This is a genomic window from Desulfogranum aggregans, assembly GCF_055398265.1.
The window spans coordinates 3,527,913-3,553,446 of the sequence record NZ_AP042447.1 but is presented as its reverse complement, the minus strand read 5'-3'; the positions used below and the strand labels follow the sequence as shown (position 1 = coordinate 3,553,446).

Annotated in this window: 19 protein-coding genes; 8 read left to right on the top strand and 11 right to left on the bottom strand. The window is 54.7% G+C overall.

Annotated elements, in window-relative coordinates; genetic code table 11:
• Nucleotides 1-201: 201 nt before the first annotated feature.
• The 3 genes from ACZ52Z_RS15675 to ACZ52Z_RS15665 all read right to left on the bottom strand — a co-directional run bounded on the left by ACZ52Z_RS15675 (nucleotide 202) and on the right by ACZ52Z_RS15665 (nucleotide 2,770).
• Complete coding sequence (locus tag ACZ52Z_RS15675; protein ID WP_464267713.1) at nucleotides 202-519, bottom strand: cupin domain-containing protein; 318 nt, start codon at nucleotides 517-519, stop codon at nucleotides 202-204.
• Between the two features lie 51 nt (nucleotides 520-570).
• The gene (locus ACZ52Z_RS15670) at nucleotides 571-1,608 is read right to left on the bottom strand and encodes an AI-2E family transporter (RefSeq protein WP_464267712.1); all 1,038 of its coding nucleotides are present in this window, start codon (nucleotides 1,606-1,608) and stop codon (nucleotides 571-573) included.
• 226 nt (nucleotides 1,609-1,834) lie between these two features.
• On the bottom strand, nucleotides 1,835-2,770 hold the full coding sequence (locus ACZ52Z_RS15665; protein WP_464270807.1) for a DMT family transporter: 936 nt from the start codon (nucleotides 2,768-2,770) through the stop codon (nucleotides 1,835-1,837).
• Between the two features lie 164 nt (nucleotides 2,771-2,934).
• On the opposite strand from ACZ52Z_RS15665, the gene ACZ52Z_RS15660 reads away from it, so the two are divergent.
• On the top strand, nucleotides 2,935-3,426 hold the full coding sequence (locus tag ACZ52Z_RS15660; RefSeq protein ID WP_464267711.1) for a hypothetical protein: 492 nt from the start codon (nucleotides 2,935-2,937) through the stop codon (nucleotides 3,424-3,426).
• A 213-nt stretch (nucleotides 3,427-3,639) separates the two neighbouring features.
• Here ACZ52Z_RS15660 and cydB read toward each other — a convergent pair whose 3' ends face one another.
• The 4 genes from cydB to ACZ52Z_RS15640 are packed head-to-tail and all read right to left on the bottom strand — an operon-like array spanning nucleotide 3,640 to nucleotide 7,107.
• Nucleotides 3,640-4,791 carry a cytochrome d ubiquinol oxidase subunit II gene (gene cydB / locus ACZ52Z_RS15655; RefSeq protein ID WP_464267710.1) on the bottom strand — a complete coding sequence of 384 codons (1,152 nt, stop codon included), beginning with the start codon at nucleotides 4,789-4,791 and terminating at the stop codon, nucleotides 3,640-3,642.
• Nucleotide 4,792: 1 nt separating this feature from the next.
• Nucleotides 4,793-6,328: a cytochrome ubiquinol oxidase subunit I gene (locus ACZ52Z_RS15650; protein WP_464267709.1), complete on the bottom strand. Its 1,536-nt coding sequence runs from the start codon at nucleotides 6,326-6,328 to the stop codon at nucleotides 4,793-4,795.
• 12 nt (nucleotides 6,329-6,340) lie between these two features.
• Entirely contained in the window at nucleotides 6,341-6,598 is a 258-nt protein-coding gene (locus ACZ52Z_RS15645) for a DUF4492 domain-containing protein (protein WP_464267708.1), read from the bottom strand.
• A gap of 2 nt (nucleotides 6,599-6,600) precedes the next feature.
• Nucleotides 6,601-7,107, bottom strand: coding sequence for an RrF2 family transcriptional regulator (locus ACZ52Z_RS15640; protein WP_464267707.1), 507 nt, complete (start codon nucleotides 7,105-7,107; stop codon nucleotides 6,601-6,603).
• A 212-nt stretch (nucleotides 7,108-7,319) separates the two neighbouring features.
• On the opposite strand from ACZ52Z_RS15640, the gene ACZ52Z_RS15635 reads away from it, so the two are divergent.
• A complete protein-coding gene (locus tag ACZ52Z_RS15635; protein ID WP_464267706.1) occupies nucleotides 7,320-7,742 on the top strand; it encodes an OsmC family protein in 423 nt (140 codons plus the stop codon).
• A gap of 21 nt (nucleotides 7,743-7,763) precedes the next feature.
• On the top strand, nucleotides 7,764-7,967 hold the full coding sequence (locus tag ACZ52Z_RS15630) for a hypothetical protein (RefSeq protein ID WP_464267705.1): 204 nt from the start codon (nucleotides 7,764-7,766) through the stop codon (nucleotides 7,965-7,967).
• A gap of 14 nt (nucleotides 7,968-7,981) precedes the next feature.
• Here ACZ52Z_RS15630 and ACZ52Z_RS15625 read toward each other — a convergent pair whose 3' ends face one another.
• The 3 genes from ACZ52Z_RS15625 to amrS form a co-directional block, all read right to left on the bottom strand.
• Nucleotides 7,982-10,849, bottom strand: a complete 2,868-nt coding sequence (locus ACZ52Z_RS15625) for an AMP-binding protein (protein WP_464267704.1) — start codon at nucleotides 10,847-10,849, stop codon at nucleotides 7,982-7,984.
• A gap of 508 nt (nucleotides 10,850-11,357) precedes the next feature.
• A complete protein-coding gene (locus ACZ52Z_RS15620) occupies nucleotides 11,358-11,924 on the bottom strand; it encodes a YcbK family protein (RefSeq protein WP_464267703.1) in 567 nt (188 codons plus the stop codon).
• Nucleotides 11,925-12,060: 136 nt separating this feature from the next.
• A complete protein-coding gene (gene amrS / locus ACZ52Z_RS15615) occupies nucleotides 12,061-13,071 on the bottom strand; it encodes an AmmeMemoRadiSam system radical SAM enzyme (protein WP_464267702.1) in 1,011 nt (336 codons plus the stop codon).
• Between the two features lie 290 nt (nucleotides 13,072-13,361).
• Between amrS and ACZ52Z_RS15610 the strand changes: the two genes are divergently transcribed.
• Genes ACZ52Z_RS15610 through ACZ52Z_RS15600 form a run of 3 tightly spaced genes read left to right on the top strand, consistent with a single transcriptional unit; the run spans nucleotide 13,362 to nucleotide 15,671 of the window.
• Nucleotides 13,362-13,844 (top strand): rubredoxin-like domain-containing protein, encoded by a 483-nt coding sequence (locus tag ACZ52Z_RS15610; RefSeq protein ID WP_464267701.1) that lies wholly within the window; start codon nucleotides 13,362-13,364, stop codon nucleotides 13,842-13,844.
• Nucleotides 13,841-14,293 carry a putative molybdenum carrier protein gene (locus ACZ52Z_RS15605; RefSeq protein ID WP_464267700.1) on the top strand — a complete coding sequence of 151 codons (453 nt, stop codon included), beginning with the start codon at nucleotides 13,841-13,843 and terminating at the stop codon, nucleotides 14,291-14,293. The genes ACZ52Z_RS15610 and ACZ52Z_RS15605 overlap by 4 nt, the downstream gene beginning before the upstream one ends.
• 40 nt (nucleotides 14,294-14,333) lie before the next feature.
• Nucleotides 14,334-15,671, top strand: a complete 1,338-nt coding sequence (locus ACZ52Z_RS15600; protein WP_464267699.1) for a M48 family metalloprotease — start codon at nucleotides 14,334-14,336, stop codon at nucleotides 15,669-15,671.
• Nucleotides 15,672-15,807: 136 nt separating this feature from the next.
• Here ACZ52Z_RS15600 and ACZ52Z_RS15595 read toward each other — a convergent pair whose 3' ends face one another.
• The gene (locus ACZ52Z_RS15595) at nucleotides 15,808-18,669 is read right to left on the bottom strand and encodes a PAS domain S-box protein (RefSeq protein ID WP_464267698.1); all 2,862 of its coding nucleotides are present in this window, start codon (nucleotides 18,667-18,669) and stop codon (nucleotides 15,808-15,810) included.
• 62 nt (nucleotides 18,670-18,731) lie between these two features.
• Here ACZ52Z_RS15595 and recC point away from each other — a divergent pair, with 62 nt between their 5' ends.
• The gene (recC, locus tag ACZ52Z_RS15590) at nucleotides 18,732-22,028 is read left to right on the top strand and encodes an exodeoxyribonuclease V subunit gamma (RefSeq protein ID WP_464267697.1); all 3,297 of its coding nucleotides are present in this window, start codon (nucleotides 18,732-18,734) and stop codon (nucleotides 22,026-22,028) included.
• A complete protein-coding gene (gene recB / locus ACZ52Z_RS15585; RefSeq protein WP_464267696.1) occupies nucleotides 22,012-25,533 on the top strand; it encodes an exodeoxyribonuclease V subunit beta in 3,522 nt (1,173 codons plus the stop codon). Before recC ends, recB begins: the two co-directional genes overlap by 17 nt.
• The last annotated feature ends 1 nt before the right edge of the window (nucleotide 25,534 follow it).

Here is a 25,534-nt window from a genome sequence, read left to right as displayed (position 1 = left end):
TTCTCGGTAGCGGGCGGAAAAATATCTACCGCCCTCTCCACAGGATGGGAGCCGACTTGGCAGTCCGGCCCGCACGAATTGGAAAAAAGACGGAGAAAAATTCAACGGCTCTACTATACAAGGATGGTTTCAGGGGGCAAAGATTTTCTGAAGTATGTCCTGCATGGAAGAAACTGGAGCATGGTGCCCCTGAAAAACTGCTCAAATGGGTGGGACAATGGTTACAACCAGCCGCATATCGGTTTTTGCCTGCACCCCGTGTGGCTCCCTGATGTCTGAAATAAGCATATTTCCAGACCTTGCCGGCATGGTCACATCACCGTCAGTCAGAAACTCGCCTTCCCCTTCAATAACCAGGATGCTGAGTTGACCATCCAGCTCATGGGAATGAAGAGGGAACAGCGCTCCGGCATTAAGGTTCAAGTTAAGAATCTTGAAATGTTCCGAATCATGGAGCAGAACAGATTTCATTCCCAGTGGACTGAACTCACGCGTTTTTTCCAGATCGAGCTTTTTCATAACAGACCTTCCCTGCAGACAGGACTAAAAGCAGCTGTTCTTCTCTCAACTTTATGCACTTTCATCGGGAGGTAAAGCAGCAAGGGCAGCGGCAGCCTCACTGTTTGTTCCGAGCAGGAGCGCCAATCCCCTGGTGGCATCATTGGCGGCCAAGGCTATCTTCAGGGCCATGGTCAACGGTACCGAGAGGAGCATCCCCACCGGCCCGAGTACCCACCCCCAGAAAGTCATGGAAAGAAAGATCACCAGGGTAGACAGCCCTACTCCTTTACCCATGATTCGAGGTTCCAGCAGGTTGCCTACGCCAACATTAATCACCAGATAGACAGCCACGGTCACCATGGCAGGCCCTACCCCAAGTTGAACCAAGGCGAGCAGGACCGGCGGTACCGCAGCGATAATGGAGCCGATGGTCGGAACAAAATTCAGCAAAAAAGCGACCATTCCCCATAAAACGGCAAAATCGACCCCGATAATCGTGAGACTGCACGCCGCAAGCACCCCTGTTCCCAGGCTGGTGAAAAACTTCAGGAACAGGTAGCGGTTAACCCCTCGGGTGATCTGGAGGTATTTTTCCAGAGTGCCTCGTCCGCCGCCGGATATGGCCTGCACTTTGGAAGATATCCCGACCGCCTCAAACATGATAAACATAAACGTGAGCAGGATCATAAAGGTATTTCTCAGCATGGACAGCAGGTTGTTGAGCATGCCACCGACGATGCCCATTAACCGACCGGGATCAAACTGCTCCATGATCATGTCATCGGTAATATTGATCCCAAAGCTTTCCACCCAAAGGATACCAGCTTTGGCTATGACCTGCAGCCGCTCCTGGTAGCCAGGTAATGCTGCGGTAAATTCAACCAGCGAGGTTCCCACCAGCGTTGTCAGGCCGACCTGCACAACTACAACAGCCAGCATCACCAGGGCTACCGAGAGAGGAACCGGAACATGTTTCTTGCGCAGCCAGTAGAGAGGAGGAGCACAGATAATCGCGAGAAAGGTTGCCAGCAGAAAGGGAATAATCAAGGTTTTAGCGGCGATCATGCCTGCCACCACAATGACAAATGCTGCGAGATGAATGAGCATAGTCTTTCAACCCTCCTCGATTCGGTGACTATGACGGATCGACAGACCGACTGAAGGCAGTACGGGTTGTTTTGCCCTTATCGGATGCCGCAATACGCCTGCACTATACCATTTCCGCCGATCACTGCATAGCCGCAGATCTCCACCGGCAGCACCGATGCAAGGAGAGTACTCTCTGAAAGCGATAACCGCGAGCGGTTCAGCGCTGGCGGCAAGTGGCGTACGACTAGGGTGTGTCGGGGGAGGATTGGGGGCGCGGCTGCCCAGCAGTGTTTCCGAAGTAATGGGACCACAACTGCGAAATGAGCATGCCTGCCAGCATCAGTCCGCATCCAGCCATTCCACGACCCGAGAGGTATTCGTTGAGCAACAGCCACCCTCCCAAGGCGGCAAAGGGGGATTCCAGACTCAGGATGATCGCGGCATTGGCCGGGTGTGCTTTGCGTTGGACAACCACCTGCAGGGTATATCCCGCACCAACGGAAACAACCCCGCCATAAAAAATCGGCACCGCTGCCTGGACAATGGCAGCCACGGAAATTGTCTCCAGTACCGCTGCCACCCCGAGACTGAGCAGACCGCAAAGAAAAAACTGGACCATGGCCAGCTTCACCGGTGATGTTTTCGGCGACAGGTAGCCCAGCACCAGCACATGACAGGCCCAGAAAACGGCACCGATGGTCTCCAGCAGGTCGCCCAAGGCGATATGCATCGTTCCCTGAATGCTGAGCAAATAGAGACCGGCTACAGCCAGCAGTGCTCCAATCCAGGTGCCGAGAGTGGTGCGTTGCCTGAACAACAGGCCGATGATGGGAACAAAGACCACATATAGCCCGGTAATAAACCCGGCCTTGCCTGCAGTGGTATATTGCAGCCCCACCTGCTGCAGGGTGGCGCCGGCAAACAAAAACACGCCGGCAATCCCACCGGCAACCATGGGGGAAAGGTGCTGTTGACGAAGATCAGCCTGCCTGCTTCTGCGCAATGCCAGCGGAATCAGACAGCAACCGCCAAGCAAAAACCGGAGACCGTTGAACGTATAGGGACCGACATGGTCCATTCCCGCCCGCTGAGCGACAAAGCCGAAACCCCAGATCAGAGCGACGAGGAGGAGCAGAAGATCTGCAAAGGAGGAACTGTTGTTTTTCTCTGATCGAGGCATGGCAGGTAAACGGTCCTTTTCGCGGGGCCACAGTTCCCTGTGGCAATCCGTTGGTTTCACGATTAATATACGGAACACCAGCGGCTGTGTATTCTGTGAAGGCAAAGAATCTAGCCCTTTGCCGACCAAATTGCAGTAAAAACCAATAGCATCGGAGCAAAAATATGAACAGAAAAACTTCTCTCTTTCTCTGTGCAGCCTTGGTGCTGCTGCTTTCAGCCTGCGGGGGAAAAGACCGTACCGTCTTTACCGGCAAGGTCTATCCACCCACCCAAAAAATTGCCACCGTCTTTCAATACACCCAGGTCCCTCGTCCCTGCAGAGTATTTGCCGAAACCCTGATGACGCTGCCGGCAACCAGCAATGGTGCGGAAATCCAGCGTCTGGTTTTTGGTGAAGCAGCCGCCAAAGGAGCTGACCTTGTCCTTATCGGCCAGACCAGGGAGATGGAAGACGATGAAGGGTTTGGCGTTATCTACTTCGGTCCGGAGAAGGAGTATCTCTGCGCGGAAAGCTGGTGCGGATGGAAATTTGGCTATGATGAATGGGAAGACCAGGGAGACTGGGTCAACATCGGCCTGAAGGAATGGGGCAATGCGTCCGTCACCTTTGCACCGCCCCTGATGATGCAGGTCGCCTTTCTCCGCTGCCGCTGACATGCGTTCAGGGGAAGGGTTTTTCTCCTTCCACAAAAACAGCCGCTCAGGAAAGACCATCCTGAGCGGCTGCGGAGAACCAGGGAAAGGATATTGAAGAGATCAGAACAGCTGCATCTTTTTCAACAGTCGTACGGCAATGATATAGGAAGCAGCAATGACCGCCACCCATGTAAGCAGTAAAAAGGTATTCATACTTATCTTCTCCTCTATTTAGTAGGCAGCGCTGTCGCCGGTGTCTTCGATTTTCATTTTTCCCCTGTCCATTGCCCACCAAACATAGATGATATACGCCAGCACAAAGGGTATGGTCATTGCGACATAGGTCATCACCTTCAAGGTAAAAGGACTGGACGAGGCATTATAGATGGTCAGACTGGACTGCAGGTCAACCTTGGACGGATAAAAAGAGGTATTATTGTAAGCCGGCAGCATCAGGACTGCCAGACCTACCAGGACAGTTCCCAGCCCGCCGAACCAGATGCCGATCGTACTCGTTGTTTTTGCTGTTCGCAGGGCTCCCATGATCACCAGCACCAGGCCGCCGAGCAGCAACCCCAGCAGCCATGGGTTGGCGATCAGGTTTTGAAAGTACTTAAAGGGTACGTGAGCAACAGTGCCCTGATCATCCACAACACCATAGCCCTTCATCAGCAGCAGAGAGACCACCACATAGAGGCAGAAAGGCAGGGAAAGGGTAAAATTGGTCCAGCATGCCTTGCGAAGCCTGACTTCCATTTCCGGTACCGCAGACAGTTCTATGTTATTGACCAGGTACATGGCACCCAAGGTACGGGCATTGAATACCAGAAAGAGCCCCAAGGCAATATTGAACACGCTGCCGAGCGACAGGCTCAAGGCCGCCTCCAATCCACGCAGAGGATGGGTCCAGGTGACGAAGTTATACTCACTGAGCACAAAGTTGGAGCCCGTGAAAAAGGTGCCTACCGCTGCACCGATAAGCAGGATACCCACTGACCCGTTGATGAACAGGAACAATTCGTACACTTTGCTGCCCAGGATGTTGCGCGGTTTTCTCCGGAATTCATAACTGACCGCCTGGATGATAAAGGTGAACAGGATCAGGATCCACACCCAGTAGGCCCCTCCGAAAGAGGTGGAATAAAACTTGGGAAAAGAGGCAAAAAGGGCCCCCCCAAACAGAACCAGGGTTGTAAAAGTTAACTCCCACTTGCGCCCGAGCGAGTTGATCACCAGGTCTTTTTCCGTGTCGGTTTTTGCCACCTGCCACAGGAGGCTCTGACCGCCCTGGACAAAGTTGAGAAAAAGAAACAACGACCCCACCACCGAACAGAGCAGCCACCAGAGATGCTGCAGGGTTGCATAATCAAGATTTCCAATCATCTTAGTCCTCCTTTGGCCCGATGCTGACCTGCTTTGCCATGATGCTGATTTCCGCCAGCAACAACAGGGTAAATAAAATCAGAAACATATAAAAGGTAGTCTGCACAGTACCGGCAGTCAGGTTGGTCCGGGCCACCGTCACCGGCAGCAACCCCTGGATCGCCCACGGCTGTCGACCGACCTCGGCAACAATCCATCCCGCCTGGGAGGCAATCAAACCAAGAATATACAGGGTCGTACCGCCTGCAAGCAGCAGTTTCTTATTCTCCAGGGTACCCTTGAGGCTGAAATAGAGGTAAGCGATAAAGATCAGCGGAAACAGCGTTCCAAGCCCGACCATGACATGAAAGGCATTAAAGGACAGGGCAACCGGGGGAACCGTGTCTTCCGCTTTTTCGAGAAAACCGTACCCCAGGAACTCCTTGTGTTGGTTAAAGGTGGCCAGATGCTGTTCAGCAACCTCCTGGTTGCCGCTTTTCCGTGCCTGCTTATAGGCGTCAAGATTGGCGATGGCAATTTTTCCCCGTTCCATTTTCTGTACAGCTCCAACTATCTCCTGTTCGGGATTACCGTACACCAGGTCCTTGATTCCGGGAACAAAAGAACCAAAGGAACGGTTGGCCATGAGCGACAGCAGACCGGGAAGGCGCAATTCAAAAGTAAATGGCTCCGCGTCGTTGTTGACCTGTTTCTCCGGATTCACCACCCCGAGCGCAACAAGACCGGCGCCGGTTTCGCCCTCCCAGAGTCCCTCAAAGGCTGCCAGCTTCATCGGCTGTACCTCGGCAATCTGGTACGCCGACTCATCGCCGTTGAACACCACAAATACCGAGGCGACCAGGCCAAAAACCGAAGCAACAATGATAGACCGTTTGGCCATCATCACATGGCGGCCGCGAAGAAGGTACCAGGAAGAGATGGAAAGGATGAACAACGCCGCTACCAGCATGGATGAACTGGTCGTATGGGTGAACTTGGACACCGCATAGGGGGAGAAGGCCACATCCGCAAAACTCTGCATTTCAAAACGTGCGGTATCCGGGTTAAAGGCCTGGCCAACAGGGTACTGCATCCACGCGTTCGCTACGAGAATCCACACCGCTGACATATTGGAGCCGACAGCGACCATCCAGGTGGAAAACAGGTGAAACCCCTTGGAAACTCTGTTCCAACCGAAAAACATGACGGCAAAAAAGGTTGCCTCGAGGAAAAAGGCTACGATCCCCTCAATGGCCAGCGGAGCCCCGAAAATATCACCGACCATCCAGGAATAGTTGGACCAGTTGGTGCCGAACTCGAACTCCATGATAATCCCTGTGGCCACTCCGATGGCGAAGTTGATACCAAAAAGCTTCATCCAGAACTTGGTCAACCGTTTCCATTCCTCACTGCCTGTTCGCACATAAATGGTGTGATAAAAGGCAACAAGCCACGATATACCCAATGTCAACGGCACAAACAGCCAATGGTACATGGCTGTTAATGCAAACTGTGCCCTGGCCCAATTCACCATGGTCAGGTCAAAGTTTTCTATCATAACTGCTCTCCTTTACTTCAATGTGTTGGTAAATTGGGCTGACCGGGTAATTTCGTTGAGTACATGGTCCGCCCTTTCCTTGTCCGTAGAAAAATTGGTTGCCAGAAAATCAGGAAAAAAGAAAAGCTTCAACACCCCGAACATGATGAAGAGCTTGATGAAGATTATCTTCCACAAAGTTTTTCCCACTGTCATCGCGCGAAAACCGTCCCGGTAGAACCGATAAATCCGCACCGCTAGAGAAAACGGAGAGCTTCCTACCTGTTCCATGATCATTCTCCTGCTGTTTGCTGTTCCGTTTCCACCAAAGGCATTGCTTTGGCCGCCGGTTCTTCACCGGCCATTGAATCTGGGCGTCGAACAGGGGCAATACACGATTCTTCCCTGACGAGCTGCTCCAGGCTTACCTCCCTGAGGGTTGCACGCAGCTGGTCCCTCGCCCGCATCCATACCCGATGGACTGCACAGCTGTAACTGATGCTGCACTCTGCTGGCCTGGCGATACAATCGTTGAGGTAAATTTCTCCAATCATGACCTCGACAACCTCCAGCAGCGAAACCTTGCTCGGTTCTTTCAGCAGCACAAATCCACCTTTGGCCCCCTGCCGAATATCAATCAGGCCGGCTTTTGCAAGGTCCTGGGCAATCTTTGCCAGAAAATGGCTGGGTATCTCCGCCCGCTCAGCGATCTCCTGACGGCTGGTCAGCACACCCTTTCCCTTCTTGGCCAGGTAAACCATACACCTGATTGCATATTCTGCAGCTCTTGTCAATCGCATATCACAACCAATAAGACATTTAAGATAAATAAGGTCTGATATATGCTATTCACCCTGGCCTGTCAATGCTAAAAAAACGACACAGTGTGTCACCTGGCAATAAATGATTTCCGGCAAAGTAATTGTCACCAGCCGGTGCAATGTACAAGTGCAATGATTAAGGTGAGAAAATGTTCTTGTTTCCCACTGATCTCATCCAAGGAGCATTGCCTGTGAAAAATGATACCATGCAGGTGCAATGGGAAGGCAACATGGCCTTTTCCACCACCATCAACGGCCACCGGGTTACCGTTGACGCCCGCGAAGAATTCGGCGGACAGAACAGCGCTCCCAATCCTAAATCGCTGATGATCATGGCCCTTGGAGGCTGTACTGGTATTGATGTGCTTACCATTCTTAAAAAAATGAAGATCGAGATCCATGATCTGCGTATTGATATCGAAAGCACTATGCGTGACGAGCATCCAAAGGTCTATACCTCCATGCACCTGTGCTATACCTTTACCGGCAGAGACCTGGAACCCAAAAAGCTGCAACGGGCCATCGACCTCTCACAGGATAAATACTGCGGGGTCAGCGCGATGTATAAGCGAGCCATGGACATTACCTACGAGATGCGCATAGTCGAGGCATAACAATAACAGACGAGAGGCACTATGACAGACACACAGGCAGAAGATCGTTATTCACGGGTTGTTCGCGAATACAGCCAACGTTTCGGCGAACTGCCCCCGATCCTGTTTCATTCCGGACCTGCATTGGAACTGTGCCTTGATCTCATGGAACAGGCTCTTCAGGGCAAGCGGGGCAAGGTGAGCCTGGCGGATCTCGGCTATCCGCCCGGCTCAGATGTGGAGTAAGAGAAACCAGGGCGTTATTGGTCAGCGGACGTGGCACCGCTTTTTTCCTTGGCCGGGTTCGGCCCCAGCCCCAGCTGGCCCAAAGAACTGTACTCACCGGCAAGGTCCGGTTCCCCCACCTGCCTCAGGATGGTTTCACGTACGCGGGTACGCAGGCCGAGTGCGGCCTGCCATTCTGTTCCTTCCGGCATTATTTTTTTCGAAAAAATAACCCGAACAGGGCCCCTACGGGGAAACCAGGACTCGGCCCGCAACTTGCTGCGGGTTCCCTTGATCGTTATCGGTACAATGCCGACGCCATTCTCCACCGCTGCGGTAAAGGCTCCCATCTGAAAAGGCAGTAGCCCTGGCATTCGCTGCAAGGTTCCCTCGGCAAAAAACAGAACCCGTTTTCCCCCGGCAACCAATCGGGTTATACGTCGACTGTCTTCTTTTCCCTGCTCGGCGTCAAACCGTTCGACAAAAATCGTTTCCAGCCGCTCAAGAGGACCGCGCATCCACCTGTTGGCCAGTTCAGCCTTAGCAACATAGCTGCATGGAAACGGCATGACTGCCGTCAGGACCAGGGCATCCAGATAGCTCATATGATTGGCGACACAGACAATATGTTCACTCTCGTCAATGTATTCTTGTCCCTCCACGAGAATTCGGGTCCCGGTCGCCAGCGCCAGCATACGAGCACCATGATGGGCAATGCGCCAGCAGGCGTTTTTCCCCGGGACCACGCGCATCAGCCCGCCGACGATCAAAGCGGTAAGGACTCCCGCTACCCAGCAATACACGGCATAGCTGTGGTTTCCAACCCGCTGTAAAAAACGCCTGGCAAACGCCGGCGTCCCTCGAAACCACATGCGCACTAACTGGAGCCACACTGCCCGCGCCTGCCTGCCGATCAATCCTTTTTCATAGATCTCGCGGGTCGCAGAACGACGCACCTTGCCGCTGGAGGTCTTGAGCACCGTCCCCGGAGGTGCGATCACGATATCATCCGGCGGCATACTCAGCAGATCCACGCCTATGGCAGTGATGCGTTCACTCAGAGCTTGCTTACGCTTCTCCTCCGTTACCCGGGATTCTGCCACGACCACCACCCTCTCCGTGCCGTCTCTTTGATCATGGCTGCCAAAGACCGCTACGCATCCCTTGCGAATGCCATCGACATCACCGACAGCTTCTTCATATTCATGGGGATAGACATTCCTTCCGCCTCGAATGATGATATCCTTGACCCTGCTGGTGATATACACATCACCATCGGCAACATAGGCCAAATCACCGGAGTCAAGCCAACCGTCGACAAAGAGACGCCGCGTCTGTTCCGGGCTGCGCAGATATCCGCTGGTGGTTGACGGACCCTTAAAGTGGAGACGTCCCTGATGCCGTTCCGGCAATTCCCGTCCATCGGTGTCGACAATGCGAATCTGGTGTCCGGGCAAGGGGCGGCCACAGGCAACAAACTCCAGCGCCCCCTCCTGCTGCTCAACCGGGGAGGCCTCGCCTGCACGCAGGAAAAGGTCTCTGTCAATGTAGTCAACCACCGGTCCTCTGTTGATCGGGGGAAAGGCCAGCCCCACAGACGACTCCGCAAGGCCATAGACCGGGGCATACGCCTCCCGGCGGAAACCGTAGGGAGTATATCGCTCAATGAAAGAAAACATGGTATGGCTGCTTATCGGTTCGGCACCGTTAAAGGCCAGTCGCCACGAACGAAGATCAAGCCCCTTCACCGCTGACTCCTCGACACGGCGGCAACAAAGCTCATAGCCGAAATTGGGAGAGGCGGAAAGGGTTCCCCGATGCCGGTGGATGGCCCATAGCCACCGTTCCGGCCGCGCAAGAAAGGCAAGCGGTGACATCACCACCAACCTGCAGCCGTAATACAGGCTTCCCAGCCAGGCGCCGATAAGGCCCATATCGTGATACAGCGGCAACCAGGAAACAAACACATCCTCCGGACCGGCCTCGGTTACCTTTCCCATGGCCCGGATATTGGCCAGCAGGTTCGCGTGGCTGAGAATGACGCCTTTGGGATCACCGGTGCTCCCTGAGGTATACTGAAGAAATGCCGTGTCTCGGGCATGGCAGGGAATGGGGACAAAGGACCGCCCCCTTCCCTTGAGTTCATCGGGAATCACAACCGTGTGCAGGGTGGTGAGTTGCGTCTGCAGCAGCCGACTTACCGGACGGACCTCCTGCAGGGTTATCAATATTTTTGCCTGGGCATTGGCCAGGATGCGCGTATGCCGTCGTAAATGCTCTTCAATCTGTGAGGGCCGGGTTGGCGGATAGAGTGGAACCGGCACGCATCCAGCCAACAGGATGGCCAGAAAACTCCGAAAATAGTCCATGCTTGTTGGCAGCATCAGGGCGACAGTGTCTCCTGGTTCCAACGTATACTGCTGCAACCCGGCCGCCATTTCCACGGCCCCGGCATACAGCTCGTCAAAGCTGAGAAAAGATGGTTCGCCGCTGAAGTCTTCCAGGCAGATGTGCACCGTATCGCCGAGGGCCTCTGCGTGGTGAGCAATTACCTCGTTAATGGTTCGGGCTGCACCATATGCCCTTCTTTCCTGTGCGGACTCAGGCATAAAAGACCGCTGCTGCCCTTGAACAGTTTCCCGCCTGGCACCGGCACTCTCCAAAGCCCGCAGGATATCCCGTGGTGTCTCTGCAGTGGTCATCACCGTATCGGCGACATGCAGCTGCAGTTTTTTTTCCAGCCGCACCAGCAGTTCCATCCGGCTTATACTGTCGAGGCCCAACTCTTTATCAAGCCGGCTGTCCATGGTCACAACGGGCTGTTCATGAAGTTCCGGGTGCAGTTCCTCCACCAGCTTACTGATCTCGGAAATTACCTGTTGCCGTGTTTCCTCGTTCTCCATAGACGCTCCTGAGGGTCTAGCGACACAGTAGGCTATGATTTCGTGCAGGTACGTTGACATCCAACCAGCGGAAATCAAATAAATTTATTTTATTATAAGCATATTCTCCCGGCAAATCGAGGCTTTCCCACTCGTAATCCTTGATCAAGGCATGCCCCGTCAACCGCCCCGACGTTGCCCCCTGTTTTGCCGGCCGCCAATACCATATGAGCCTGGATCATGGGAGAAAAGATCGCTTGATAGCAGTGTTTATCACGGTGGTTGGCTGGAGAGGAAACGATCAATGATCGTTTGATGAAGTTTCGCTTCCGGCCTGGTTGGCGCAGACGGGAACTTCGTGCTCTGCATAGCCCTTACGCCTGCCCGCCAAATCTCGTCCAGGGGTTAAATACATCCTGGACCGACAGCCAACAGTGCTCAGTCTTCGACTGTAACGGGAAGATTATGAAAAGAAATAGAATTCTCTCTGCAAGATGGCTTGCCGCACTCCTGCGGGAAAGAAGAGAGGTTACCAGGTGCGGAAGCGCCCGGTATCGAGATGAACAAAATTGGACTTGGGGTAATAGCCTACGCCACCGCATTCCATGGCAATAGCACACTGCTGGATGTAACGGGTCGGCGCGTTGGAAAAACGAACATCAATTGCCCGGCCCTCCATATGCAAGCTCCGTTTGGCTACGCCGGAGCTGTTTTTGCGCAACTGCTTGTTGGTCAGCGGTGAACGGTAACCGGATATCACCTCAAACGTCCCGTCCTGCCCCATATCCTGCTGAATATTCCACAGCACATCCAACAACTCCCGGTCAATCGCATGCACTTCACCGGTACGAAAATCGCGAAGAAAATGGTCAATTCGGTAGAGGGCGGCAGGATCATACATACCGTCACGGAAATAGGTCACCTTGAGATCCTGCCGGGTATGCGTATGGTAAAAAGAGAGTCGACGCGGTTCAAGCCGTGCGGCTGCTGCGGTGATGGGGCTATTGCAAACAGCAAGCATTACCCCTAGCCGGGCACTGTTTTTGATGAACTGACGTCTGCTGGTTTCGGTCTGCTGCGTTGATTGTGCTGACATTCCCCAGGGATTTTTTATTTTATCTATAATTACGTGTCACTATACAACTCTGCCAATACATACAATGAGGCCAATAAAATGCACGTCCTGGGAAAAGTCAAGCAAATAATAAATTTTCTTATGCAATTGCAGCCATTTACCTCCAAACTCCGCTGATTTGCCTGTGGCAAGCCATACATTTGCCTTCGGCCATAGCCTGCTGCTCAAGGGTATATCCATGGCGCCCGATCACCAGTGCACCGCAATGGGGACAGAAAGTACTCTCCCCTTCTCCCGGTATATTCCCCTGGTACACATGGTGTAATCCTGCATCCTTGCCGATTCGACAGGCCTTGTGCAACAGCTCGGGAGGTGTCGGTGGCCGGTCGGTCATCTTGTAGGTGGGATAAAACGCACTCACATGCCAGGGGAGTGAGGTATCGATCGCAGCGATGAATGCAGCTATGCCCTGCAGCTCTTCTTCACTGTCATTCAGGCCGGGAATGATAAGGGTCGTCACCTCCACCCACACTCCAAGATCATAAAAGCGGTGCACATTGTCCAGGACCGGCTGCAGGCTCGCTTTGCAGACTTTCCTGTAAAAGTTCTCTGTAAATGATTTGACGTCGATATTGATACCATCGAGCAATGGAGCGATATCTCTGACCACCTCCGGCGTCATGTACCCATTGCTCACATACACATTTTTCAGTCCCCTGGAATGCGCCAGCTGCGCACAGTCCCTACTGAATTCATAAAAGACGGTTGGTTCCACATAGGTATAGCTGATACTCGCGCATCCCTGTTGTTCAGCCTCACGTACCACCTCCTCAGGACTGGTCGGGCGACCGGCAATGGCCTGCTGATGGAGATGGGGATATTGTGAAATTTCAAAGTTCTGGCAATGAAGGCAGCGAAAATTACAGCCGACCGTGGAAATCGAATAGCTGCGGCTGCCGGGTAAAAAATGAAAAAGCGGTTTTTTTTCGATAGGATCAATATGCTCAGCAACCAATTGACCATAGACAAGCGTATAGAGCACTCCATCCCGGTTTTCGCGTACCCCGCAAATGCCGCGCCGCCCCGGTTTGATAGTGCAACGGTGGCAACAGAGGGAACAGGTGACGGCCTTCTCCTTTTCCTGGGTATAAAACATTGCTTCACGCATAATCCACTTTCGTGTTTCCAGGTTGACTGGTAAACACTCCTCCCTGTATATTGCGTTGAATGTAGGACAGTTTACCGATGATGCATCGAGTCTCGGAAGCTGTCATCTCTGAACCTCTACTCCTATTGTAGCACACACCTGGTGCTTGGCGAGTTATCTGTTTTTTTTCTGTTCTTCACTCGCCAATACATCGTAAATACGCTCCTCTATTCGGTCACAGGAATTGTCCGGCAAAACATCGGCGTCAGCCACACCGCAGAGGAAACAGACACCCGACAACACCCGTCACCATGGAAGATCAACTCCTCACCCTTTATGCAACCTTGTCCAAAGAAGCCGCCAGAATGGAGGCATATGCCGTAAGGGCGGCAAAAGATCAACGCCCGGACCTTGAGCGATTGTTCAAGGGATTCGCCTTGTCCCATACCGCCCAGGCACGGAGGATATTGCTCCAGGTAAGAGGGTTCATTGCCGACAGCGAGACCAACCTTAGTCAGGTCATCAACGAGGAACTCCCTGTATTTCTCCAGGCCTATGAAGCCATTGATCAACAGGCCCGGCAACAGGCCAATAAGGCCGTGGCCACCGGCGCTGACCACGGGGCGCGCATAGCCCTTTTTAATCGCAGCCTTGCTACCCGCCATCGCCAGGTTCAGCCAGAGACCTCCCTGTATGTTTGTACATTCTGCGGCTTTATTGCGCAACAGCAGGCTCCGGTTACCTGTCCGATCTGTACTGCTGCAGCCCATCGATTCACCCGGGTAGCTCCATGAAAATCGTCTCCGGCGGACAGACAGGAGCCGATCGAGCTGCTCTGGACGCGGCTATTGCACTGGGTATGGAGTATGGCGGCTGGCTCCCCCTGGGAAGAAAAACGGAAACCGGACCACTTCCCGCCAGCTACAGGCTCAAGGAGTTGGATTCCCCCCGATACAGGGAGCGGACCGAGCAGAACGTCATTGACAGCGACGCCACTCTCATCTGCTCTTTTGGCCCGCTCACAGGGGGATCGGCGCTCACGGAAGCATTGGCTGTCAAACATGATCGTCCCTGCCTCCACATTGATTTCGAACTTATCAGTCAAGAACAGGCCGCAGCCGCCATCCAAAGATGGCTGCAAAAACATGCCATTGGAACCCTCAATGTTGCCGGACCACGCTCATCTGGAGAACCGCGAATTTATGATGCTGTTTTCTCCCTGATGCACAAGGTAAAATGGTAACATTCCGGCCGCCTTTTCTCCCTTTTCCAGGTACACAATCATGACGCTTTGCACATCACCCATCACTCGTCGACAACTCCTCCATTTTCTTGGACTCGGTACGGCTGGTGCTGCCTTTCCCGCCCTCTTTTCCGGATGTGCCGTTGATCCGGTCACCGGAAGGCAGCAGTTTATGCTGATGAGTGAGGCGGAAGAGATCAGCCTTGATCAACAGCAGTCGCCATTTCAGTTTTCCAGCGACTACGGCCAGACGCAGGATGCGGAACTCAACCGTTATATCTCCCAGGTGGGAAAAACATTGGCCGCAGGATCGCACCGCCCGCACATGCCGTTTTCCTTCCGTTGCGTCAACGCCACCTATATCAATGCCTACGCCTTTCCCGGAGGCTCTATTGCGGTTACCCGTGGCATACTGGTGGAGCTGGACAACGAGGCAGAACTGGCAGCGCTCCTTGGTCATGAAATAGGGCACGTTTGTGCACGACACACGGCTGAGCAGGCCGGCAAGGGAATGCTCACCTCTCTGCTGCTTACCGGGGCATCAGTGGCCACCGGGGCGGCTGGGTATGGCGGAGCGGCAGACCTGGTACAGAGCTTCGGTCAGCTGGGGGCAGGAGCTCTACTTGCCCATTACAGCAGGGACAACGAGCGTGAGGCGGATGCACTGGGAATGGCATACCTGAGCAGGGCCGGATACAATCCAATGGGCATGGTAGGCCTGATGGAGATTCTTCTGAGCAATAACCGACGTCGTCCCAGTGCGGTGGAAGTGATGTTCAGCACCCATCCTATGAGTGAGGAACGCATGGCAACAGCCGAAACACTTGTGGCGACTACCTACAACCGCATGGCCGGCGCTCCGCTGTACAAAGAACGATTTTTGGACATGACCGCCACTTTACGCCGAGAGAAGACGGCCATCTCCACCATACAAAAAGGGGCAACAGCCCTTGCCAAGAAAAACTACACAGCGGCTGAACAGGAATTGCACAGCGCATTGCAGCAATTACCTGACGACTATACCGCCCTGGTGCTCATGGCAAAGTCCCAGTTTGCCCTTGAACGCTCCCAAAAGGCTGCCGACTACGCCAGGCGAGCTACGCTGGTATATCCCACAGAGGCCCAGGCACATCTTCTGCTCGGTGTCAGTGAAATCATCAATAAACGATACGAAGTGGCGTACCAACAGCTTACAGAATTCGACCGCCTGCTGCCGGGTAATCCGGAAATCACTTTTTTTCGCGGGTTGGCCATGGAAGGAATGAACAGGCGCGATAAGGCGGCCGAGTACTACCTGCAATACCTCCGTCAGGTAAAACAGGGTAACCGGGCCCAGCACGCCTATAATCGTCTCAAAACCTGGGGATACATCAGATAGACACAGGCAGACAGGACGGCGTGTCCGCGACCGTCCTGTCTACGACATTCCGGAAAAGGCGCTTCGCTCAGCAGCGTCACTTCGACACACTGGTCAACCAATTTCGCATCAGCAATCCGGGTGAGGCTCTACGCTCTCAGGATTCGGCCCTTCTGGCCGCGGCCCCCTCAATGGCCGAACGGACCGAACCGGCCAATTCCTGAAGGTCCACAGGTTTCATCATCAAGTCGCATGCGCCGGCTTCAATAGCCACTTTCTGGTTGAGTCGATCCGAGTACCCGGTACAGAGAATAACCGGCAACTCAGGCCTGATGCCATTTATTTCCCGCGTCAGTTCAATACCGGTCATGACGGGCATGGTGTGGTCGGTGATCAGCAGGTCCACATCAAAGCTGTCATCTCGCAGCAGCGACAATACCTCCTTGGGATTGCTGGTGGTGGTCACCCTGTAGCCAAAATGATTGAGCATCATTTTGAACGTTTCCCTGATTTCTTTTTCATCGTCTATGACCAGGACATGCTCGTTGCCGCTGGGCAGTGGAGCTTCACTGCTCAATATTTCGCCTTTGACGTCGTTTTCCGCCAGGGGCAGATAGATGGTGAAAGTGGTTCCTTTGTCCACAACAGAGTCCACCTGGACGTCCCCCCCCAGGTCCTGGACAATTCCAAGAACAACACTGAGTCCCATTCCGGTCCCCTCCCCAGGCTCCTTGGTGGTAAAAAAAGGATTGAAAATTCGCTGCAGGGTCACGTCTTCCATTCCGGTTCCGGTATCCCGGACAGTCAGGCTGAGACACTCACCGTCCTCACCGGTATCTATATTGCCGCACGCGTCACCGGCTAGGCGCTCCAAGGTAATCGATAGGGTGCCGCCATGCTCGCGCATGGAATAAAAGGCGTTACTGCACAGATTCATCATGATCTGCTGCAGTTGCACCGGGGCGGCAAGGACTTTGCTCTGCTGGTCATGGATTCGCCGATCAATGGCAATGGTTGTCGGTATGGAAGCCCTGATAAGGCGGAGGCTTTCCTTGATAACCGGTGCCACGGTCACCGGAATTTTTTTCATGGTGGATTGCCGGCTAAAGGTAAGGATCTGATCGACCAGATCAGCGGCACGCTTGCCGCCCTGACGGATGTGCACCAGGTGCTCGTAGAGCTCGCTGCCCTTCTCACTATGCAAAAGAGCCATGTCGGTAAAGCCGATGATTGCCCCGAGGATATTGTTAAAATCATGGGCAATACCGCCGGCAAACGTCCCGATTGCTTCCATTTTCTGGGCCTGACGCAACCGTGATTCGATCTCGACCTCATTGGTAATATCACGTTGGACTGTTACCCAGTGGGTGACAATGCCATCCATGTTTCGCACTGGAGAGACAGACGAGGCCGTTATAAAGATCGTTCCATTCTTCCGTTTGGCAAAGATCCGCCCTTGCCAGGTTTCCCCCCTGCTCACTACCTCCTGGATATGGTCAAAGAGATGCTGTTCATTCTCTCCGGTGCACATGAGACTGTACTCACGGCCGATGGCCTCTTGCCTGCTGTAGCCGATCATCTGGCAGAAAGCCGCATTCACGTAGGCAATCACCCAGCTGGTATCGGTCACCATAACCATTTCCCTGACCTGTTCCACGGCGGTGGCCAGCCTTCGCTGCGTTTCCTCCACCTTGCGCTCGTCGGTTATGTCCTGAAGGATCACTATGCAGTTTTTTTCATTTCCCAGATGAAAAGAGGAAACCGCAATCTTCGCATCCCTGTATTCTCCTCCAGTGGCAACGGCCCTGGCCATAAACGTTTCACCGGAGCGGGTCTGGCGGCTTTCATACACTCGCTGGGCAACTTTTGTGCGATCATCGGGATGAATGAACCCAAGCATGGGCTGCTCATACACGGAGCGAGGGGTAGCAACATCAAAGATGGCGGAAACGGCTTTATTGGCATAGGTCACCACCCCTTCCTCGTTTACGAGCAAAACGCCCATAGGAGCATAATCAAGCAATTGCACCAGTTGCTCTTGAACTTCCCGCTGCTCTTTCTCCGCCCGACGACGCGCCATGACCATGGTCAACCCCATGCTGAGACAGCCCACAGCCATTGCTGTAATGGCGGTAACGATAAGCCACTGCTTACGGAACGCGGCCATGGTTGACAACACCTCATTTTCGGGCGCAACGCTCACTATCACCCAGGAGCTGTCTCCAGGCAACTGAATCGGCAGATGGGTCCCATAACGCTGAGGCGATGCAGCAGGGCCGGCGGTGTCAGCGGCATGATGTTGCAAGGTAAAAAACCCATTGGTGCGGCCATCGATCTTTTCGTAGGCCTGCAGCAGCTCATGATGCCCCAAGGCGCTCATCGATTTCCCCACCAGTTCCGCCTGCGGGGCATGAAGAATATTCCCCCCACGGCTGAAAAGCATGACGTAGGCTGCCCGCTCCAGGCGCACCTGGTCAATAAAGGGCTGCACGGCATCCTTAGCGGAAATGACCACAGCTATGCTTCCCTGATAGGAAGGTCCCTTGAACAGAGGATGGCTCATGACAACACAACATTTTTCGTCTCCGATTGCCATCGGTTCACTGACCGTGAGGGTCTGTTTCAGCAGTGCGCCGGCAGGGGGATTATCGGGCAGCGAACGGCCGCCCCATCGCTCCGGGTCTGATACGGAGAAGACAACCTTCCCCGCCTGGTCACTGCGCAAGACTGCCACCAGCTGGGTTTTGTGGATGGCAAAAAAGTCATTAAGGAGCAAACGACCGCCTGCATCGAGAGAAACGATCGAAGACTGGTCGGCGAGATAGGTTAGTGCACGCCTGTAGGTGAAAAAAAATCCCTGTATGCCCTCTACAGCCCGTTCGAGCTGCAGGGTCTGCTGCTGATGAAAGGCATTGATGGTTTTGTTTCTGACCGAAAGGTAAGGCAAATAAAATAATCCAGCCAGAGTGAGGGTCACTGCCAGAGAGAGCAGGACATATGGGTAGGGAAATCGGCGCATCGCATTGGCGTTAAGGTTTAGACAGACATTCGTCAGTTAAACAAATTATAGCAAAGCAATATTTGTTTCCAAAATTTATTCGTCCTATTATCCTGCAATCGACCAATCTGATTCCCAAACAGGCCGGATGTCACCATGTACGCGGCCATGGCTGCACCGGTAAGGGGTGTTGTGTGTTACTGCATCAATCAAACAAGCTGGAAATCCTTGCCCGGCAACTGCGCATTGTCCTGGCAGATGCCCCACCTCCCCCCATGCAGCCGGAAATCATTGTCGTCCCGCACCAGGGGATGGCGCAATGGGTTGCCCTCCAGTTGGCGGAAAAGGCAGGTATCGCCGCACAGCTTGACTTTCCTCTTCCCGGCCGTTTCCTGGGAGACGCACTCTCCACCCTGACCGGTTCAAGCGCAGACCTGGAAACCACAGAGCGACAGGCACTTTGCTGGCGCATTTACGACGCACTGCCGCAATTGATGTCCGAGCCGGCATTCGCCCCGGTCAGAAGCTATCTCCATGGTACCGGTGAGCCGCTGAAGAGATATCAGCTTGCTGCCGCTCTCAGTAATGTGTTTGACAAGTACCTGGTTTACCGTACCGACATCATCACCCGATGGGATCAGGGCGAGGACACTACCTGGCAGGCGCTCCTGTGGCGGCAGATCAGTCAGGGGCTCTCCCACCGGGCAGAACTCTATACCCGCTTTCTCACGGTACCCCGATCCTCTTCCGCGACTCCCCTTTCCCTGCCCGAACGCTGCTGTTTCTTTGGCATAAACTCCCTGCCGCCGATCTACCTTGAATTGCTGGTTCAACTCAGCCGCTTCATGGTGATTCATTTTTTTCACCTCAGCCCCTGTCAGGAATACTGGGGAGATCTTCAATCAGAAAAAGAGCAAGCAAAGCATAGCAGCGCACGCCTTCGCAAGGCTGCTGATCCTGATGCCGAGCAGTACATGGAATCCGGACACCCGCTTCTTTCCTCATGGGGAGCCGTTGGCCGGGATTTCCTGCAGCAACTGCTGGAATACGATACCCACACCTTTGAGGAGTACGACCAGGACTCGACAGGCACCTTGCTGAGCTGGCTACAGCACCAGCTGCTGTCGCTGAACGACGGGCCGCCGCCCGACCGGATCGATGGGAGCAATGAGCGCTCACTCCAGTTGCATGTTTGCCATTCTCCCCTCCGAGAGGTACAGGTGCTGCATAACCGGCTACTGGATATGTTCCAGGACAACACAGCACTCACTGCCGGCGATATCCTTGTTACCGCACCCGATATTGAACTGTACGCCGAGGCTATTCGCGGCGTATTTGACAGCGTCCCTGCTGAACGAAAAATCCCCTATTATATCGCCGACAGCCCGCTGAGCGCTGAAGCGGAAACAGTTCCAACGTTTCTCGATCTTCTCGCACTCCTCAGGGGGAGGTGTTCTGCACCGGAGGTTATGGCCCTGCTGGAATCAGAGTCACTGCGAAAGCGGTTTGACCTGCACCAAGCAGACCTCCCACGGCTGCTCCAGTGGATAGAAGAAACCCATATTCGCTGGGGCCTCGATGCCCGGCACCAGCAAGAATTCTCAGGCGTCGGTTTTTCTGAGCATACCTGGCAGTCAGGCCTGGACCAACTGCTGCTCGGCTATTGCATGGGCGATGAAACAACTCCATTCCGCGAAGTCTACCCCTCTCCGCATGTCACAGAAAGGGATGCCGACCTACTGGGTGGCGGCAGCGCCTTTCTCCGCCTGCTGCACCTTTGGCTTCCACGCATGCAGCACCCCCACTCGCCAGCCGGGTGGGCAACAGTGCTAAATGACATGCTCAGCAGTTTTTTTGACCAGGAAACCGACCCCCACGGTCACGCACTGGTCAGGGAAGCACTGGCAGCCTTTGCCCGGGAAGCTGAAAATGCGGCAATGGATACACCGCTCCCTCCAGAGGTAATGGTGCAGTACCTGGTTGAACGACTGCACCAGCCTTCTCCCACCAGGATCTTTCTCTCCGGGAGGGTCACCTTCTGCAATATGGTGCCCATGCGGGCCGTACCGTTCAAGGTCATCTGCGTCCTCGGCATCAGTGACGCCGCATTCCCTCGCAGCCAGCAAACTTATTCCTTTGACAAAACCGCTACAGCGCCACGCCGAGGCGATCGAGATCGCCGCAAGGATGACCGGTACCTTTTCCTGGAAATGTTTCTCTCTGCCCGTGAGATTCTCTACCTGTCCTGGACGGGCCGGGATCAACGCGACAATACGGAAATCCCCCCTGCTGCAGTCGTCAGCGAGCTCATGGATCATCTTGACCGTTATGGTCCTGAACAACGGCCAACGCTCTGCGACCAGTTGACCACCATCCACCCCCTGCAGCCTTTCAGCCGTCGATCATTCTCCAACGACAGGATGACGTCAAGCTACAGCGCTGAGTGGCTGCCTATCGAGGCCTCTCAGCCGGCTGCACCGTTCTTTACTTTCCCCGCACAACAAACAAGCATCGTGAGCCCGGCCAGCATTGAGCTCAGCGACTTTGCCCGTTTCTGGCGTCACCCGGTGCGCTCTTTTCTCGAACAGCGACTGGGCATGCGCACCGGTTTTTATACCACCAGCCTTGAAGAATCAGAGCCCTTTGCCCTGGATGGCCTCTCCCGATTTCAATTGCGGCAGGAAATCACCCGCGGCCTGCTTGACGATCAGCCGGCAGCCGTGGTCGCCCGCCGGCTTGACAAGATCGGCAACCTGCCCCCGGCAGGTTTCGGTCTGGCCGCGCTCGAGGAGCTCATACCGAGCAGTCAGGAAATGGCTGAACAACTTCGCCGGGAAATCACCGTTCCCCGCCCTTCCCTGGAGGTGGAAACCGTCATAGATGGATCGACCGTTGCAGGATGGATTCATGACCTGTATGCGGATGGACGGATCACCTGGCACAGCGCCCGCCTCAAGGGCAGCACCCTCATGGAATTATGGATCAATCATCTTTTCCTCAATCTGCTCGCCCCGGACACCATCGCTCCGCGAACCGTGCATTTCAGCAGCGACGGCGCGCATGTCCTCCACCCGGTGAACGAACCGGCCCGACTGCTCGAGCCGCTGGTGGCTCTGTATGCAGAAGGGCTCTCCCGACCAATCCACTTTTTCCCTGAATCAAGTTTTGCCGCAGCTCAGGCCAAGCCGGGAAAAGAACTACAGGCTGCACGCAAAAAATGGCTGGATAACTATCATTTTCCCGGCGAGCAGGCCGATCCCGCCTATACATGGGTCTTTGCACCTCATTCCACAGCACCGCTTGATCAGGAGTTTCTCGACCTGTGCACCCTCTTCCACCCACTGCTGGAACACACTACGCTCTATGATGCAGCCTCTTGACCCCACGTCCCTTCCTCTTTCCGGCATCCGCCTGATCGAGGCCAGTGCAGGCACCGGTAAAACCTACACGCTTACCCTTCTCTATCTGCGCCTGATTGTTGAACTGGGGCTACCGGTGGACGCAATCCTGGTGGTGACCTTTACCCGTGCTGCCACCGATGAATTACGCACCCGCATCCGCGAACGCCTCAGGCACGCGCTCACCGCTCTTCGTGATCCTCAGCACATTGACGATCCGACCCTATGCTCGCTTGTACAAAAAGTGGATCCGGCCACTGCCCATCATCGAGTCCGGGCAGCACTGGTCAGGATGGACGAAGCCACCATCTTCACCATACACGGCTTCTGTCAACGAGTTCTCCAGGATAACGCCTTTGAAACAGGCACCCCCTTTACGCCCGAATTTCTCGAGAATGAGGAACCAATCCGGCGGCAAATCATGGAAGACTTCTGGAGAAAACGATTCTATGCTCTTCCCAGGGAGATGGCGACCTGGATTACTGCCACCTGGAACACCCCTGAGGAAATGCTGCGTGCCCTGACGCCCCTGCTCGCCCTCAGCAACGCACGTATCATTCCCGAATATAGCACCGAAATGCTGGAGCCCCTGGCGGATGAGCATTCGCGCCTCTACCAGGAAGTGCGCCGCCTCTGGCTGGAGCAGGGCAGGAGCGTGATCGAACTCCTTGAACATGATGCCTGCCTGAGTCGAAGTGCAGCCAATTATAGGCATGATCGGTTAGCAGCAATGGCAGCTGCCATGGAACAGGTCGTCCACGACCCCCATCCGCCTTATCTCCTGCGCCCCGAAGTTGCCCTGTTTCAGCAGCAGGAGATACGCAACCGGTGCAAAAAGAAGTGCTCTCCGCCCGAGCACCCCTTTTTTGACCTTTTTGAGCAATTTTTTTCTCTCCATGAGCAATATATCCATCACCTCCGGCTCACACTCCTGCAGGAAGCCCGCTCCTTCATGGTCGCCGAACTCGAGCAACGAAAAACCCTGCAGTCCCTGCTTTTTTTTGACGACCTGCTCAGTCGCCTGCTCCAGGCCCTGACCTCGGCCCCGCACAGCAGGCAGCTCGCCAGCCAGATCGCCCGCACCTATCCGGCAGCCCTGGTGGACGAATTCCAGGATACCGACCCGCTGCAATATGGCATTTTCCAGAACATTTATCAGGAGGCCGACCAAACTCTCCTGTGCATGATCGGCGACCCCAAACAGGCCATATACTCGTTTCGAGGCGCCGACATTTTCACCTATATTCATGCCCGCCGTCGGACTCCGCCAGGGGGCCGCTATACCATGACGGTCAACTATCGCTCGTGTGCGTCCATTATCCGTACGCTCAACCACCTGTTCAATCACTCCAACAGCTTTCTGTTCGAGCCAGATATCTCGTTCCATCCGGTGGAACCTGCACCGGATGCACCGGACCAGCCACTGGTTATCCACGGTGCGCCTGTCCCGCCCCTCACCGCGCTGCTGCTTGCCTGTCGCGACCACGCAACCGGTAAAAACCGGTCAAGCATCACCAAGGAAACAGGCATGCAGGCGGCGGCAGTCTTTACCGCGGAGCAGATACGTCACCTGCTGGAAACCGCCCGATCCGGAAAAGCGCACCTGGAGGACCGCCCTCTGGCAGCCGGTGATATCGCTGTGCTGGTCCGCACCCATGACGAGGCGGAACGGGTGCAGCAGGCATTGCGTCACCAGGGCATTGCCAGCGTCTACTACGGTCGACGCTCGATCTTTTCCACTGCCGAGGCTCGCCAACTCTTTATTCTGCTTTCCGCACTCAGCAACCTTACCGATACCGCTGGCCTCCGCTCCGCCCTTGCCACCGATTGGTTCGGCCTCCAGGCCCAAGAGCTGGCGACGCTGCAGGATCGGCCAAAGCAGTGGGACGAATACCTCAACCGGCTTCATACCTGCCTCCACCTCTGGAAGGAGCAGGGGGTCATGCCCATGCTGCAGCACATTATCGCCAGGGAGGGTATGGTGCAACGGCTCTCCAGTCAGCACGGGGGAGCGCGCAAGTTGACCAATTACATCCATCTGATGGAGCTCCTCCAGCAGGCGCCGACAGCTCGCCATGGAAACACCAGCCTCCTGCGCTGGTTTTCATCTCAGCTGGACAAACCTGGACAGGAGGTGGAAAGCCAACAGCTGCGTCTGGAAGACGACGACAATCTGGTGCAAATCGTCACCATCCACAAGGCCAAAGGGTTGGAATACCCGGTTGTATTTCTGCCCTACATCTGGGTCGGGAAAAAATTCCACGGCAACGGGCCGCTAGTTTTTCATGATCGCACCAATTTTGATGCGGTCGTTGACCTGGGCAGCGGAAACGAGGAAAACCTGCTCCTGGCCGAACAGGAACAACGGGCAGAGGACATGCGGCTGCTCTACGTCGCCTTGACCAGGGCAAGATGCTGCTGTTTTTTCTGCTGGGGGGCGCTCGCGACCATGGAACAGTCCAGCCTGGGGTCACTGCTTCACCCGCAGACAACCACGGCCCTCCCCGATGAAGAGCAGATCATCTCCCAGCTGGAGAGGGTGAATGCCGAAGAACGACGCATTGCCATTCACCCTTCGTCCTTCTCCTCTCCCGCCCAGAAGCCGCTAACCGATCCTCAACCGCCTCCGGTCACTCTCCGTCAGTTTCACGGCACCGTTCGTCCCGGCCGGCTCATGACCAGTTATACCCAGCTCACGGCCGAGGAATCAGGACCCGCTACCGCCGCCCCCCCTTTTCCGGCGGAGTCGGATCACTCCCCCATGCCCCAGCCGCTCCCCAACCCGTTTACCTTTCCTCGAGGGCCATCGGCAGGTACCTGTCTGCACACCATTCTGGAAGACATCGATTTCACCTCTCCTCCTGAGAGCTGGGCGGAAACCATCGCAAGTGAACTCACTGTTGCCGGGATAGCAACCCAATGGCAGGCCGGCGTCACCCGGTGGCTGGAAAAAGTGCTTGCCGTGGAGCTGCCCGGCGCATGCGCTCTAAACCAGGTATCCTCCCGGAAACGAATCAACGAACTGTCCTTTCTGTTCCCGCTGGAGGATATAGACCTGCAGCACTTCAATACCGTCCTGGGTAAGGCGGGCATACCGGCACTTTCCGGCAGAACGTCCATTCCCAGAGGCATGATGAAAGGATTTATCGACCTGGTCTTTGTCGATTGTGAACGCTATTTCATTGTTGACTACAAATCCAATTACCTAGGCCCTGATCCCTCCTTTTATGAGAGAGATGCTCTGGGTCCGGCCATGGCCGAGCACCGCTACGACCTGCAGTACCTGATCTATGCTCTGGCGCTACACCGATTCCTCGCCTCCCGGATGAAGGGATACACCTACGAACGCAACTTTGGAGGAATCTATTACCTGTTTCTTCGGGGTATGCACCCTGACTATCCGCCGGGAAACGGTATCTATTATACCAGACCAAAAGCAGCCATGATTCACGAGCTCGACAGCTGCTGCAGGGGTGCGGGGGGTTGAA

Bases quoted from the DNA above. Each gene is read 5' to 3' on its own strand.
- ACZ52Z_RS15675 (WP_464267713.1), bottom strand. From the start codon at position 519: ATGAAAAAGCTCGATCTGGAAAAAACGCGTGAGTTCAGTCCACTGGGA.
- amrS (WP_464267702.1), bottom strand. From the start codon at position 13,071: ATGCGTGAAGCAATGTTTTATACCCAGGAAAAGGAGAAGGCCGTCACC.
- ACZ52Z_RS15610 (WP_464267701.1), top strand. From the start codon at position 13,362: ATGGAAGATCAACTCCTCACCCTTTATGCAACCTTGTCCAAAGAAGCC.
- recB (WP_464267696.1), top strand. From the start codon at position 22,012: ATGATGCAGCCTCTTGACCCCACGTCCCTTCCTCTTTCCGGCATCCGC.
- ACZ52Z_RS15600 (WP_464267699.1), top strand. From the start codon at position 14,334: ATGACGCTTTGCACATCACCCATCACTCGTCGACAACTCCTCCATTTT.
- ACZ52Z_RS15625 (WP_464267704.1), bottom strand. From the start codon at position 10,849: ATGGAGAACGAGGAAACACGGCAACAGGTAATTTCCGAGATCAGTAAG.
- ACZ52Z_RS15660 (WP_464267711.1), top strand. From the start codon at position 2,935: ATGAACAGAAAAACTTCTCTCTTTCTCTGTGCAGCCTTGGTGCTGCTG.
- ACZ52Z_RS15605 (WP_464267700.1), top strand. From the start codon at position 13,841: ATGAAAATCGTCTCCGGCGGACAGACAGGAGCCGATCGAGCTGCTCTG.
- ACZ52Z_RS15595 (WP_464267698.1), bottom strand. From the start codon at position 18,669: ATGCGCCGATTTCCCTACCCATATGTCCTGCTCTCTCTGGCAGTGACC.
- ACZ52Z_RS15670 (WP_464267712.1), bottom strand. From the start codon at position 1,608: ATGCTCATTCATCTCGCAGCATTTGTCATTGTGGTGGCAGGCATGATC.
- ACZ52Z_RS15640 (WP_464267707.1), bottom strand. From the start codon at position 7,107: ATGCGATTGACAAGAGCTGCAGAATATGCAATCAGGTGTATGGTTTAC.
- ACZ52Z_RS15650 (WP_464267709.1), bottom strand. From the start codon at position 6,328: ATGATAGAAAACTTTGACCTGACCATGGTGAATTGGGCCAGGGCACAG.
- ACZ52Z_RS15645 (WP_464267708.1), bottom strand. From the start codon at position 6,598: ATGGAACAGGTAGGAAGCTCTCCGTTTTCTCTAGCGGTGCGGATTTAT.
- cydB (WP_464267710.1), bottom strand. From the start codon at position 4,791: ATGATTGGAAATCTTGATTATGCAACCCTGCAGCATCTCTGGTGGCTG.
- ACZ52Z_RS15620 (WP_464267703.1), bottom strand. From the start codon at position 11,924: ATGTCAGCACAATCAACGCAGCAGACCGAAACCAGCAGACGTCAGTTC.
- ACZ52Z_RS15665 (WP_464270807.1), bottom strand. From the start codon at position 2,770: ATGCCTCGATCAGAGAAAAACAACAGTTCCTCCTTTGCAGATCTTCTG.
- ACZ52Z_RS15630 (WP_464267705.1), top strand. From the start codon at position 7,764: ATGACAGACACACAGGCAGAAGATCGTTATTCACGGGTTGTTCGCGAA.